Below are 13426 nucleotides of genomic sequence, written 5' to 3' on the forward strand. Positions count from 1 at the left end.
ACCCACCGCTGGCATTCCCCGCGAAAGCGGGGAATCCAGTACGCCGCAGCTTCTCCGTAGCACGGCACGGCGTCTGGAATACTGGATCGCCCGCTTTCGCGGGCGATGACACCGAGTCTGAGGCGCGAGCGTGCCACACGCGTCATTGCGAAGGCGGACGCAATCCGGACTGCCGCCGCGGATGCATTTCTGGATTGCTTTGCTGCGCGCGCAATGGCGGAGACTGGGGCGGACGCGTGCGCTAACACTGCGCCCGCCGGCTCTGACAGCTCTGACACAGGATTCCCCATGAAACTCCCCACCTCCCCCTTCACCGTCACCGACTGGAGCAAGGTCGAGCCGACCAGGCATGCCGGCGAGACCGGGCAGGCGCTGTGGCGCACGCTCAACATCGGCGATCTCCGGGTGCGGATGGTGGAATATTCGCCGGGCTACCTCGCCGACCATTGGTGCGACCGCGGCCACGTCATCTACGTGGTCAAGGGCGAGCTCGATTCGGAGTTGCGCGACGGGCGCAAGTTCAAGCTGACGGCGGGGATGAGCTACCAGGTCTCGGACTTCGGCGACGCCGCGCACCGGTCCTCGACGGCGTCAGGGGCGACGCTCTTCATCGTGGATTGAGAGGCGCCGGAGCGGTTAATTTGCACCGCAAAATAGAAAATCCACACCAGGTGCCGGGTGGCGGGTGGTGCCTTGAAGTGGCCCAAAATTCTCGCTATATTGTGATCATCGATACTTGGCCGAACGACTGGGCCGCTTCGCTTCGTTGCAGACGGGCGCGCACGTTTCCAGATGAATTCTCCAAACATCGACTCATCAGGGCTATGGGCGCAGCGATGCGTACCGGTCCGCGTGCGTATCCTCATCTAACTAACTAAAGGAAATTCCCATGGCTATGGGCACCGTGAAGTGGTTCAACACCCAAAAGGGTTATGGTTTCATCCAGCCGGACGACGGCCAGAAGGACGTGTTCGTGCACATCAGCGCCGTCGAGCGCGCTGGCCTCTCCTCCCTCAACGAGGGTCAGAAGGTCTCGTTCGACATCGTCGCCGACCGCCGCAGCGGCAAGTCGTCGGCTGACAATCTCCGCGTCGGCTAACACCCGCGCACCGTTCTGACCACGGACGTACCGGCAGAACGCAAGAGTTAGAAGGCCCCGCGACCGGGATCCGGTCCGCGGGGCTTTTGTTTTTGGGGGAACCGCCGCGTCGGCGGCGGTGCCGCAGGGGGCCGGAGGGTGGGCAAAGGCGCGCTCTTCGCGCGCCGTGCCCACCATCTTTCACGTTGCGAATGGCAGCACGCTTCCGCCTTCGTTCTTCGAGCTCCGGCAGATAAGTCGCTTTGCCCACCTACAAGAGCTACGCTTTTCGCAGCAGCGAGACGAAGAACCCGTCCGTGCCCGTCCGGCGCGGCGTCATCAGCCAGCCCTCGGGCGATTGCAGCGCGGCTTGCGCAAAATCCTCCGCCTTGTCCCAGAGCACGCTCGCGGTCTGCTCCGGCGGCACCACCGCGAACGCCGGATGGCGGGCGACGAACGCCCTCACCTGCTCGCCGTTCTCCTCTGAAAGCACCGAGCAGGTGATGTAGGCGATGCGGCCGCCCGCCTTCACCAAGGGCACGGCGCGGTCCAGCACCTCGGCCTGGTCGCGCAGGCGGATCTCCAGCGCGCCCGGCCGCATCCGCCATTTGGCGTCGGGGTTGCGGCGCCAGGTGCCGGTTCCCGTGCAGGGCGCGTCGATCACGACGAGATCGGCGGTGGCGCTGATGTCGGCCAGCGGATCGGCCTCGCCCTTGGGCGTGCGGACATCGGCATTGTGGACGCCCGCGCGCGACAGCCGTTCGTGAATGGGCGCCAGCTGCCGCTTGTCGCGGTCGGTGGCGATCAGCCGGCCCTTGCCCTGCATCATGGCGGCGAGCGCCAGCGTCTTGCCGCCGGCGCCGGCACACAGATCGATCACCTGCTCGCCAGGCTTTGCCGCGGTGAGCTGGGCCGCAAGCTGCGATCCCTCGTCCTGCACTTCAACGGCGCCCTTGATGAAATCCTCCTCGGCCTGGATGCCGGGATTGCGCGCATCGGCGGAAAGCGCGATGCGCAGGCCCGTTGCGGACCAGGGCGTCGGTTCTGCATGAAGATGAGCAAGCGCCTTCAGCACCTTGTCGCGACTGGATTTTAGCGTGTTGACCCGCAGATCCAGCGGCGCCCGGCTCGCCATCGCGGCGGCTTCCGCGGCGCGGTCCTCGCCGAACACTTTTGCAAGATGGGAATCGAGCCATTCGGGGTAGTCGCCGGCGATTGCGGCCGGTGCGCCGTCGAGGGAGCGATGGCTGAGCGCGGCCTGCTCGGCGTCCGTCAGCGGCGCCGGCGCGAAGCGGCTGCCGTCGAACAGGGCGGCCATGGTCGCCGCGTCCATGTTGCGCTCGAGACGGAGCATGCCGATCAGCCGGGCGCGTGCAGTATCGGCGTCCATCAGGAAGGCACTCGAGGCGTAGCGGCGCAGCACGTCCCAGACGAGGCCCGCGATCGCGGCGCGGTCGCCGGAGCCGGCGAAGCGGTGCGCGGTGCCCCACTCCTTCAGCGCCTTGGCCGCGGGCACGCGGTCTTTCTCGATGGTGTCGATCAGTTCGATGGCTGCGGACAGCCGGGCAGCGGGAGTCATTTGAATCTTTCGGATGAAATCGGACTCCTAAGAGTCAGATCAGCAAGAGCATTTTGAGCGCGAAGTAGATCCACATCGCCAGCAGCACGAGCACGCCGGCGAGCCAGATCGTGGAGCGGCGGCCGAGATCGTTCGAGGAGACGAACACGCCGGCATGGGCAAACCGCGTCACCACGAACACCCAGGACATCAGCACGATGAAGAGATCGGCATGGCGCAGGGGGAGCGCCAGCGCGATCAGGGCGTAGAACAGTACCGGCAGCTCGAACTGGTTGCGGTAGCAATTGGCGATTTGTGTGGCGCCCTTGGGCCAGTTCGGCTCGCCCAGCGCAATGTCGCGGATCTTGGTCTCGCCCGAGACCAGTGCCTTGCGGCGCCCGAAGACCATGCCGATCAGGAGCGCGAAGGTGAGACCGACCTGCACGAAGACAGGCAGCAGGACCATTTGGACGGACATCGGAACTTTCCCGTAAGGCGGAACGCCGCGGACCGTCATTAGCCGCGACCGTTGGCGCTGACAATCAACGAGTTGAACCGGTGTTCCCGATCCGGCGACCAAATGTCGATCGTTAAAGCGATTTTGGCCGTCGGGCCGCAAGGCGAGCCAGCGCCATGAATACCCTGTCCAGCCTCTTGACCGCATCCGCTGACGGCCGGCTCGGCATCCTGATGTCGGCGCTGTCGGGGATCGCGACCGCGCTCGCGGTTGCGCTGGCGATGACGGTGTATGTCCGCACGGGATACCGGATGAGCTATTCGCCTTGGCGCGACGTCGTCAGGCATGGCATCGCTGCGCTCGCCGCCGTCGCCCTGTTCGCCTTTGCCGCGTACGACATGCGCCACGCCGCGCTGGCCTATCTCGGCCTCAACCCGTCCAAGCCCGCGGTCGAGTTCGAGATCCGCATGCCCAGGGAAACGCTGACGGCTGTCAACGATACCCAGATCGAGCTGCATACCGACCGCAACCAGACGCTGGCGCTGGTCGACAGTGTGCGCGACCTCGCCGATGGCCGCGCGCTGCTACGCGGTGCAGTCGCGCTCAACCACCGCACCGCCGACCGCGTGCTGGTGGTGAACCTGCCCGGCAAGGGCACCTTCGAATTCCGCCTGCGCCTGCCCGCCGAGCCGCATCGCAACGAGCAGTTCGGCCCTTGGCATCTCGCCGACCGCATCGCCTCGCCGGTGGCGGGCGCGGTCGCGCCGCAGGACGCCTACACGATCCGCTATCGCGTGCTTTAAACTTTGTTTCATGGCGATGCGTGCGTGCGCCGTCATCGTTTCGACGTGCGACGACGCGTATGCTGATGCCATGTCCGAGTTTCGCCTCACGCAGATTTCCGACACCCACCTCGGCCGGCGCTTTCCCGGCCTGATCGCCAACTTCGATCGCGTCTGCGAGCACATCGATGCGAACAGACCCGACCTCGTGATCAACACCGGCGACGTCTCCTTCGACGGGCCGACCGGCCGCGACGATGTCGCGTTCGCCAAAGGCCTGCACGACGCCCTCCCCGTTGCCTGCCGCTATTTGCCGGGCAATCACGACATCGGCGACAATCCGACCGCGATCGGGCCGGCACCCAAGCCGCCGGTTGAGGAAAAGCACCGCAAGCAATTTTGCGACATCATCGGCGAGGATCATTGGTCGTTCGAAGCGGCCGGCTGGTGCTTCATCGGCCTGAACACGCTGGTGATGAATTCCGGCCTCGCCTTCGAGGCCGAGCAGTTCGACTGGCTGGCACAGGAAATCTCGCGCGTGAACGGCAGGCCGGTCGCGCTGTTCCTGCACAAGCCGCTGTTCCTCAACCTGCCCGACGATCCGGAGACTCCCGAGACCTCGATCCGCTACGTGCCGCAGCCGGCGCGGGCGCGATTGATCGAGATGTGTGCGCGTGTCGATCTGCGGCTCATCGCCAGCGGTCACGTGCACCAGCGCCGCGATTTCACCTGGCGCCACACCCGCCACGTCTGGGCGCCATCGGCCGGCTTCAAGATCAACGATGCGCGGCAGGACCGGATCGCCATCAAGGAAGTCGGGCTGGTCGAGTACCGCTTCCAGCCGAACAGCTTTGAAGTTCGTCACGTCAGGGCGGCCGGCCAGGTCGATGTCGATATCGAGGAGCTGCTCGCCCAGATGGGCGGCGAGCACTAGCTCAACACGCAAGCACTTCCTCTACCTTATTACCTCTATGCACCGAATTTGACCTTGGATTGCTCATTTTTGCCTAATGACAACGTTGTCATTCGAACATATCGTTCCGCCAGCGGTCGAGGGCCGCCGAGGGAGCGACGATGCAGTTTTTGTCCCGGTGGGATAGCCAGCGCCTGTCGACGACGATTCGGGGCATTCCCGTCGTCGATGGCCTGGCCATCGAGGACATCGGCAGCCAGCGCTGGTCACCTTCGCAGGGCGATCTCGCCCTGCCCGCCCTTACCCTCGATGAAGTCGCCTTCGCGGCCAACCGCGACCTCTTCCTAAAGTGGTGCGCAAGCGCCGGCGTCAGCGTCGCGCCCCACGCCAAGACCCCGATGTCGCCAGAGCTCGCCCGCTCGCTGCGCGCGGCCGGCGCCTGGGGCACGACAGTCGCCAACATCCAGCAGGCCGCCGTGCTGCTCGCGAGCGGCGAGCGACGCCTGCTGCTGGCCAACGAGATCGGCGGGCTGGCAGCCGGCCGGCGGCTCGGCGCGCTGCTCGGCGCCCATCCCGACGTCGAATTTCACGCCTTCGCAGATTCACCCGCCGCGGTCGCGGCGCTCGCTGAAGCGGCTCGGATCGCGGGCCGCCATGAATTGTCCGTGCTGGTCGAGCTCGGCGCAGGCCGTGCCGGCGCGCGCAACCGCGCCGCGATCGAGACGACCATCGCAGCGGTGCTCACCGCGGACCGGCTCGTGCTCGGCGGCGTCGCGACCTATGAGGGCGCCGCCGCGACACCCGATGCCGACGAGAGCATGTGCGCGATCGCGGCGCTGCTGGCGCGCACCCTCGAGACCTTTGCGCTGATACGGGCCGCCGCCCCGCAGCGGCCGTTGATCATGAGTGCCGGCGGCTCGGCCTATTTCGACATCGTCGCGCGCGTGCTCGCACCAGTCGCGCAGGCCGACGGCAACGCCAGCGTGCTCCTGCGCTCCGGAGCGCTGTTCTTCGCCGATCACGGCATCTACGCCCGCGCCTTCGCGGAACTCGACCGGCGCGGCGGCCTGCTCATCGACGGTCTGCACCACTCCGCCGCGAAAAGCTTCCGGCCCGCGCTGACGCTCTGGGCCGAGGTGCTGTCGCGTCCCGAAGACGGGCTTGCGATTGCCGGCTTCGGCATGCGCGACGCCTCCTTCGATCAGGGACTGCCCGTTCCGTTGCGCGTGTTCCGCGACGGCGTCGAGCAGCAAGGGCTCGCCGCGAGCTTGTCGGTCACGCGCCTCAACGACCAGCATGCGTTCCTGTCCGTCGCGCACCATTGCGCCCTTGCCGTTGGCGACATCATCGCCTTCGGGATCTCGCATCCCTGCACCTGCCTCGACCGCTGGCGCGTCATCCTCGGCCTCGACGCCGACGGCGTGGTGACGCGCGCCCTCCCCACGCAATTCGGCTGAGGCGGCTCGCGCGATGAACTTCCTACCGCTGTGGCGCTACCAGAACCAGCTCATCGACGGGGCCATCGTCACGCTCGAGCTGACGGTGATCGCGGCGCTGGCCGGGCTCGTGATCGGAATTGCCGGTGCGGTCGCGCTGAACGGCCGCATCACGCCGCTGCGCTGGCTGGTGCGCGGCTACATCGAGCTGTTCCGCAACACACCCTCGCTGATCCAGATCTTCATCGTCTTCTTCGTGCTGCCGAACTTCGGATTGAAGCTGCCGGCCTTCGAGGCCGCCGCCGTCGCGCTCTCGCTGTATTTCGGCGTCTATTCGGTCGAGATCATCCGCGCCGGGCTCGACTCCGTGCCGAAGAACCAGATCGAGGCCGGCCAGTGCCTCGGGCTGTCCAGCTGGCAGGTGTTCCGTCACATCCTGCTGCCGCCGGCACTGCGCAACGCCTATCCGGCCGTGACCAGCCAGTTCGTCCTCCTGCTGCTCGGCACCTCGCTCGCCTCGCAGGTCGCCGCCGACGAGCTGTTTCACGTCGCCGGCTTCATCGAGAGCCGCACCTATCGCAGCTTCGAGGTCTATGCGGTGATCTGCGCGGTCTATTTCGCGATGGCGATGTCGTTCAAGGCGCTGTTCGCCCTCATCGGTCTGGCGGCCTTCCGCTGGCCGCGGCGGCGCTGAGGGAGAAGCGATGCGATCCTTCACCCTCATCGATTTCGTCTCGCTGTTCGCGGCGCTGCGCTGGACCGTCGCGCTGGTCGTGCTCGCGCTCATCTTTGGTGCGCCACTGGCGCTCGGGCTCGCCATGGGACGCATCAGCCGCCTCGCCGGCCTGCGCTGGACCATGGCGGCGTGCATCCAGATGATCCAGAGCGTGCCGCTGCTCGGGCTGCTGTTCTTCTTCTATTTCGGCATGCCGGTGTTCTTGGGAATCCAGGTGCCGGCACTCCTCGCCGTGACCGTCGCCTACACCCTCTACACCGCCGCCTTCCTCGGCGAGATCTGGCGCGGTGGCCTGGAAGCGGTGAAGCAGGCGCAATGGGAGGCCGGTGCCTGCCTTGGTCTCTCCGCCTGGCAGCAATTCCGCCACATCATCGCGCCGCAGGCGCTGCGGCTGTCGCTGCCGCCGACCGTCGGCTTCCTGGTGCAGCTCATCAAGGGCACCTCGCTCGCCTCGATCCTCGGCTTCGTCGAGCTCGCCCGCGCCGGCCAGGTGGTGAGCGCCGCGACGTTCCAGCCGCTGCTCACTTACGCGCTGGTCGCCGCGATCTATTTCGCGCTGTGCCTGCCGCTCACGCTCTGGTCCCGCTCTCTGGAGGCCCGCCTCGATGGCTCTCGTTGAAATCCGCGACGTGCACAAGACATTCGGCAAGGTCGAGGTGCTCAAGGGCGTCTCGCTCGACGTCGAGGAAGGCGAGATCGTCACGATCATCGGCCGCTCCGGCTCGGGCAAGTCGACGCTGCTCCGCTGCATCAATGCGCTGGAGAGCGTCGATGCCGGCGAGATCCGTGTCGAGGGGCAGAAGGTCCACGCCAGGATGCCTGACCTGAAGAAATTCCGTCAGCGCGTCGGCATCGTGTTCCAGGCCTTCAACCTGTTTCCGCATCTGAAGGTCGAGCGCAACATCACGCTCGCTCCGCTGCTCACCGGCCGCATCGACAAAGCAAAAGCACGTGCGCTGGCCGAGGATGTGCTGACCCGCGTCGGCCTTGCCGACAAGATCGACGCATGGCCGGAGCAGCTCTCCGGCGGCCAGCAGCAGCGCGTCGCCATCGCGCGCTGCCTCGCCATGTCCCCTCATCTGATGCTGTTCGACGAGGTGACCTCCGCGCTCGACCCCGAGCTCGTCGGCGAAGTCCTGAAGGTGATGGAGGCGATGGCGAAGCAAGGCATGACCATGATCCTGGTCACCCACGAGATGGGCTTTGCCCGCAACGTCGCCAACCGCATCGTCTTCATGCACCAGGGCCGCGTCTGGGAACAGGGGCCGCCGGCAAAGCTGTTCGCCAATCCTGAGACCCCCGAGCTCGCAAGCTTCATCGCTTCTTCGAAATGATCATCCACCCATCCGCCACCAGGAGAGAGTCATGAGACAGTTGAAATCCCTCTTTGCGATCGCAGCCACGGCACTTGCCGTCCTCGCTGCGCCGAACCTCGCGCACGCCGACAAGCTCCAGGACGTGCTCGGCTCCGGCAAGCTGCGCGTCGGCCTGCTGACCGATGCAGCGCCCTGGGGATTCAAGGACGACAAGGGCGAGATCGCCGGTCTCGATGCCGATCTCGCCAGGCTGATCGCCGCCGACATGGGCGTGAAGCTCGAGCTCGTCCCCGTGACGGGCGCAGCGCGCATCCCGAGCCTGCTCTCCGACAAGATCGACATCCTGATCGCGGGCCTCGGCGCCACGCCCGAGCGCGCCCAGCAGGTGATGTTCTCGCAGCCCTATGCGGTGGTGAATCTCGGCGTCTATGGCGCCAAGTCGCTGCCCGCCGCCACCGGCAAGAAGCCCGACAATCTCGATGGCCGCAGCGTTGCCGTCGCCAAGGGCTCGACGCTCGACGTCTGGCTGACCGACAACGCACCGAAGGTGAAGCTGGTGCGCTTCGAGGACACGCCGGCCGCGCTCGCCGCGTTCCTCGCGGGACAGGCCGACACCTTCGCCGAGAACAGCGCCATCGCGCTGAAGGTGCAGGACCAGAACCCGACCAAGGAGGTCGAGCTGAAATTCCTGATCCGCCAGTCGCCGGCCCATGTCGGCGTCCGCCAGGGCGAGCAGAACCTGCTCAACTGGATCAACACCGACATCTTCTTCAACAAGCTCAACGGCAAGCTCGGCGCACTTCAGCTGAAATGGTTCAAGGAAGAGCAGACGCTTCCGACGTTGTGAGCTCGCATCCGGCTCCCGCATCACGCGGGGGCCGACCTTCACGAGGAGAATTGAGATGATCAAACGTTACGTCGTGGGATCGCGCATGAGCCAGGCCGTCGCCGCCGGCGGCATGGTGCACATCGCCGGTCAAGTGGCCGACGACCGCAAGGCCGGCATCGTGTCGCAGACCCAGCAGGTGCTCACCAAGATCGATGCGCTCTTGAAGGAGGCTGGCTCCGACCGCTCCAGGCTGGTCGCGGTCAACGTCTTCCTGCCGCACATCACCGACTTCGACACCATGAACTCGGTCTACGATGCCTGGATCGATCCGGCCAATCCGCCGGCGCGCGCCTGCGTCGAAGCCCGCCTCGCCGATCCCGATCTGCGCGTCGAGATGACCGCGGTCGCCCTGCTGTAACGGCGCCGTCCTTCTTTCAACCTTCGGCCGGCGTCGGCGACGACGCGGCCTTGAGGCCTCCCATGCATACCGGACTGTTTCACGACATCGACTTCGAGAAGGACCAGAGATGGTCCGGCCATCTCGGCATTCCCTTCTCGATCGATCGCTCCCCCTACTACCAGCTCAAGATCCCGATCTTCCGGATCAAGAACGGCGCCGGCCCGAAGCTGCTGTTGATGGCCGGCAATCATGGCGACGAATATGAGGGCGAGATCACGCTGACGCGGCTGTATCGCCGGCTCGACGCGAACGCCGTCAAGGGCGAGATCACCATCCTGCCCTTCGCCAATTGGCCCGCCGTGATGGCGGCGCGCCGCCGCTCGCCGCTGGACGAGGGCAATCTCAACCGCGCCTTCCCGGGCGATGCCGCGGGCACGCCAACCTTCCGCCTCGCGCATTTCCTCGAGCACGAGCTGTTCCCGCGGCACGATGTCGTCTTCGACATCCATTCCGGCGGCACCTCGATGGCGCATGTGCCCTGCGCGCTGATCGAGCGGCAGGGATCGCCCGAGATGTTCAGCCAGGCGCTGCGCCTGATGGAGGGACTAGGGATGCCCTTCGCCTTCGTCGCCGAGAATGGCGCGACCGCGCCGACCTCGATGGCGGCGGCCGCGCGCGCCGGTGCTGTCGGCCTGTCCGGCGAGTTCGGCGGCGGCGGCACCGTCACGCCGCAGACGATGGCGCTCACCGCACGCGCGGTCGATCGGCTGCTGCTCGCGCTCGGCCTCGTCCAGGCGCCGGTGCTGGGGCCGCATGCGCCGGTCGAGCGCGCCACCGAGCTGCTGGCGCTGCAAAGCCACGCCCAGGCGGTGTTCGCGACCCGGCGCGGCTGGTTCGAGCCCGCGGTCATGGTTGGCGCGCGCGTGGCGGCCGGCGACATCGCCGGCTGGTATCACGATTTCGAGCGCCCTGAGCTGGCCGAGGAGGTGCTGCGCTTCCCCGCCGACGGCATCGTGATCTCGCAGCGCCTGCACACCGACAGCCAGAGCGGCGACTGCCTGGTCCAGGTCGGCCGAGCGCTGTCGCGCGACGAGCTGCCGACACGCTGAGCTTTGGAGACGATACCGACTTCGATTACCCTCGGGATTCGATGACCGATCCGGTAAAGCCAGGCTATGACGACGTGGTGCGCATTCCGGCGCCGCCCGGCCGCGCCAGCGCGACTGGGCGACCGCCGCGCATCGCGGAGGTGGCGGAGCGCGCCGGGGTATCGCCGATCACGGTGTCGCGGGTGCTGCGCCACCCCGAAAAGGTCAACCGCGAGACCCGCGAGCGCATCCTCGAAGTGATCGAGGCGACCGGCTACGCCTCCAACCCGCATGCGCGCGCGCTGCGCTCGGGCCGCTCGAACGTGGTCGTGGCCTTCGTCTCCAACATCCTCAGCCAGCAGTTCGGCCTTGCGGTGCGCAGCTTCGCCGCGACGCTGGAGCCTGAGGGTTTCGAGGTGCTGGTCGGCCAGACCTCCTACTCCTATGCCAAGGAGGTCGCGATGATCCAGTCGCTGCGCGGCATCCGCCCCGCCGCGGTGATGTTCACCGGCGTGATCGAGCTCGAGGAGAATCGCGCAGCGCTTGCCGAGCTCGGCATACCCGTGATCGAGACCTGGGCGTTTCCGCGCGATCCCATCGACATGCTGGTTGGCCTGCCCAATGCGGATGCCGGTGCGATGGCGGCGCGCAGACTGGCACAGGCCGGACACCGCCGCGTCGCCTTCATCGGCCGCAGCAGCGGCCGCGGCGCGCTGCGCCGCGACGGCTTTCGTGCCGCAGCGACAGAGCTTGGCCTCACGATCGTTCACGAGATCCTCGTTGGAGAGGTGACGGGGCTGGTCGACGGCCGCGCCGCCTTCACCGCCCTGCTCGCGCGCGGCGGCGACATCGATGCCGTGTTCTGCGCCAACGATTTGCTCGCGACCGGCGCGCTGATCGAGGCCCGCGCCCGCGGCCTGTCGGTGCCGCGCGATCTCGCCGTGCTCGGCTTCGGCGACAACGACGTCGCCGATCAGATCACGCCCGGCCTCACCACCATCTCGTTCGATGCGGCGGCCATGGGGCGTATCGCGGCCGAGCTGCTGCTGGCGCGGCTATCAGGCACACAGCGCGCGGAACAGCGGCTCGCCGTCGACCTGTTCCTGGTCGAGCGCGGCAGCGTCTGAACGCTGCGGCCTAAGCGACGCTCTTGAGGTCCTGCTGGATCGCAGCCAGCAACGATTCCAAAGCTGCGCTATTCACCGGCCTCGCCTCAGCCATCTCGGGACGAACGTTAGCGGGCTGCACAGCCTTGACCGGACGCTTGGGGAATGGCGGTGGCGCCGGCATCGAGGGTTGGGTGACATCGCCCTCTTCCTCGGTGTGAACGAACTTGCCATGGATGACGTCGTCACGACGGCCCATGACGAACATCGCCGTCCAATAGCCCGCGGCCACAAGGATTACGCAGAAAACACTGATCTCTAACATCGCAACACCTGAAATATGCGCGATGATTCAATGCCTTCGTCGCCCGGTCAATGAACCGGCGGTCACACCGGCGGCTTTTGCGGGCCGGGTGTGACCTTTTGGTGACTCTTTCTTAACCATACACCGCCCGAAACGGGCCCGGCGGTGCAACCAGGCCTTGCACCCAGGCCTTGCACCCAGGCCTTGCACCTAGGCCTTGCACCCAGGCCTTGCACCTAGGCCTTATCCGGCCCGACCCGCACCAGCTGCTTGCCGAAATTGGCGCCCTTCAGGAGCCCCATGAAGGCGCCGGGCGCACTCTCCAGGCCCTCGGTGACGAACTCCTTGTATTTCACCTTGCCGCCTTGGACCCAGCCGGACATGTCGCGCAGGAAGTCGCCATGGCGCGAGGCGAAGTCGGAGACGATGAAGCCACGGAAGGTCAGCCGCTTGGTCAGCGTGGCGCGCATCATCGATGCGGCCCATTTCGGCGGCTTGGCTTCGGTGTCGTTGTAGTGTGCGATCAGGCCGCAGACCGGCACGCGCGCGAACGGATTGAGCAGCGGGAACACCGCCTCGAACACGGCGCCGCCGACATTCTCGAAATAGACGTCGATGCCCTTCGGACAGGCGTCCTTCAGCTTCGCTGCGAGATCGGGATCGCGGTGATCGATGCAGGCATCGAAGCCAAGCTCCTTCACCACGTAGTCGCACTTGTCCTTGCCGCCGGCGATGCCGACCGCGCGGGCGCCCTTGATCTTGGCGATCTGGCCAACGGCCGAGCCGACCGCTCCGGATGCACCCGCAACGACGACGGTCTCGCCTTCCTGCGGCTTGCCGATGTCGAGCAGGCCCGTATAGGCGGTCATACCGGGCATGCCGAGCACGCCGATGGAGGTCGAGATCGGGCCGAGCCTGGGATCGACCTTGATCAGGCCCTTGCCGTTCGAGATTGCGTGCGTCTGCCAACCGGTCCGTGCGCGGACGATGTCGCCCTTGGCGAAGTCGGGATTACTGGAGGCTACGACCTCGCTGACCGCCTCGCCTTCCATCACGCCGCCGACCGGCACGGGCGCGGCATAGGACGGGCCATCGCTCATGCGCCCACGCATATAAGGATCGAGCGAGAGCCAGACGGTGCGCAGCAGGACTTCGCCTGCGCCTGGCGCCGGAACCGCGAATTCCTCGATGCGGAAATCGGACGGCTTGGGCTCGCCGACGGGACGCGCGGCGAGAACGATGCGTTTTGCTTGGGACATGATGGCTTCCTCCTGATTTTCTTCGGCGCGAGCGAAGCGGAGGGAGGTAGCCGCGTCAATACAAAAGCGGCGGAGCCATTCACTCGCTGTCATCGCCCGACTTGATCGGGCGATCCAGGGCGGATTCAATCACTCGTCGCAACACCCTGTGTATCGCTCACTCG

At 66.4% G+C, this 13426-nt stretch carries 16 protein-coding genes; 12 read left to right on the plus strand and 4 right to left on the minus strand.

Features of this window, described 5'->3' with window-relative positions; all coding sequences use genetic code 11:
• Window positions 1–288 precede the first annotated feature (288 nt).
• Complete coding sequence (locus AC1RUR_RS36260; protein ID WP_492852924.1) at window positions 289–621, plus strand: DHCW motif cupin fold protein; 333 nt, start codon at window positions 289–291, stop codon at window positions 619–621.
• A 268-nt stretch (window positions 622–889) separates the two neighbouring features.
• Window positions 890–1099: a cold-shock protein gene (locus AC1RUR_RS36265; protein WP_008141931.1), complete on the plus strand. Its 210-nt coding sequence runs from the start codon at window positions 890–892 to the stop codon at window positions 1097–1099.
• A 259-nt stretch (window positions 1100–1358) separates the two neighbouring features.
• On the opposite strand, the gene AC1RUR_RS36270 is transcribed toward AC1RUR_RS36265, so the two are convergent.
• Window positions 1359–2657 (minus strand): RsmB/NOP family class I SAM-dependent RNA methyltransferase, encoded by a 1299-nt coding sequence (locus tag AC1RUR_RS36270; protein ID WP_492852925.1) that lies wholly within the window; start codon window positions 2655–2657, stop codon window positions 1359–1361.
• A gap of 34 nt (window positions 2658–2691) precedes the next feature.
• On the minus strand, window positions 2692–3114 hold the full coding sequence (locus AC1RUR_RS36275) for an MAPEG family protein (RefSeq protein ID WP_492852926.1): 423 nt from the start codon (window positions 3112–3114) through the stop codon (window positions 2692–2694).
• Window positions 3115–3269: 155 nt separating this feature from the next.
• Between AC1RUR_RS36275 and AC1RUR_RS36280 the strand changes: the two genes are divergently transcribed.
• From AC1RUR_RS36280 to AC1RUR_RS36325, 10 genes are all read left to right on the plus strand, one after another.
• Entirely contained in the window at window positions 3270–3896 is a 627-nt protein-coding gene (locus AC1RUR_RS36280; RefSeq protein ID WP_492852927.1) for an acriflavin resistance protein, read from the plus strand.
• A 70-nt stretch (window positions 3897–3966) separates the two neighbouring features.
• Window positions 3967–4809, plus strand: a complete 843-nt coding sequence (locus AC1RUR_RS36285; RefSeq protein WP_492852928.1) for a metallophosphoesterase family protein — start codon at window positions 3967–3969, stop codon at window positions 4807–4809.
• Window positions 4810–4949: 140 nt separating this feature from the next.
• On the plus strand, window positions 4950–6245 hold the full coding sequence (locus tag AC1RUR_RS36290) for an alanine racemase (RefSeq protein ID WP_492852929.1): 1296 nt from the start codon (window positions 4950–4952) through the stop codon (window positions 6243–6245).
• A 13-nt stretch (window positions 6246–6258) separates the two neighbouring features.
• Window positions 6259–6918 carry an amino acid ABC transporter permease gene (locus AC1RUR_RS36295; RefSeq protein WP_492852930.1) on the plus strand — a complete coding sequence of 220 codons (660 nt, stop codon included), beginning with the start codon at window positions 6259–6261 and terminating at the stop codon, window positions 6916–6918.
• A gap of 10 nt (window positions 6919–6928) precedes the next feature.
• Window positions 6929–7579, plus strand: a complete 651-nt coding sequence (locus tag AC1RUR_RS36300; protein ID WP_492852931.1) for an amino acid ABC transporter permease — start codon at window positions 6929–6931, stop codon at window positions 7577–7579.
• Window positions 7566–8294 (plus strand): amino acid ABC transporter ATP-binding protein, encoded by a 729-nt coding sequence (locus AC1RUR_RS36305; protein ID WP_492852932.1) that lies wholly within the window; start codon window positions 7566–7568, stop codon window positions 8292–8294. The genes AC1RUR_RS36300 and AC1RUR_RS36305 overlap by 14 nt, the downstream gene beginning before the upstream one ends.
• Before the next feature lie 31 nt (window positions 8295–8325).
• Complete coding sequence (locus AC1RUR_RS36310; RefSeq protein WP_492852933.1) at window positions 8326–9123, plus strand: transporter substrate-binding domain-containing protein; 798 nt, start codon at window positions 8326–8328, stop codon at window positions 9121–9123.
• 55 nt (window positions 9124–9178) lie between these two features.
• The gene (locus AC1RUR_RS36315) at window positions 9179–9523 is read left to right on the plus strand and encodes a RidA family protein (protein WP_492852934.1); all 345 of its coding nucleotides are present in this window, start codon (window positions 9179–9181) and stop codon (window positions 9521–9523) included.
• A 62-nt stretch (window positions 9524–9585) separates the two neighbouring features.
• The gene (locus AC1RUR_RS36320; RefSeq protein WP_492852935.1) at window positions 9586–10614 is read left to right on the plus strand and encodes a succinylglutamate desuccinylase/aspartoacylase family protein; all 1029 of its coding nucleotides are present in this window, start codon (window positions 9586–9588) and stop codon (window positions 10612–10614) included.
• Window positions 10615–10655: 41 nt separating this feature from the next.
• On the plus strand, window positions 10656–11720 hold the full coding sequence (locus tag AC1RUR_RS36325) for a LacI family DNA-binding transcriptional regulator (protein WP_492852936.1): 1065 nt from the start codon (window positions 10656–10658) through the stop codon (window positions 11718–11720).
• Between the two features lie 10 nt (window positions 11721–11730).
• On the opposite strand, the gene AC1RUR_RS36330 is transcribed toward AC1RUR_RS36325, so the two are convergent.
• Both AC1RUR_RS36330 and curA read right to left on the minus strand, forming a co-directional pair.
• Window positions 11731–12024: a hypothetical protein gene (locus AC1RUR_RS36330; RefSeq protein ID WP_492852937.1), complete on the minus strand. Its 294-nt coding sequence runs from the start codon at window positions 12022–12024 to the stop codon at window positions 11731–11733.
• A gap of 215 nt (window positions 12025–12239) precedes the next feature.
• Window positions 12240–13262, minus strand: a complete 1023-nt coding sequence (gene curA / locus AC1RUR_RS36335) for an NADPH-dependent curcumin/dihydrocurcumin reductase (protein ID WP_492852938.1) — start codon at window positions 13260–13262, stop codon at window positions 12240–12242.
• Window positions 13263–13426: the final 164 nt, after the last annotated feature.

It is taken from the genome of Bradyrhizobium sp. GW821-FHT12B03 (assembly GCF_058807535.1).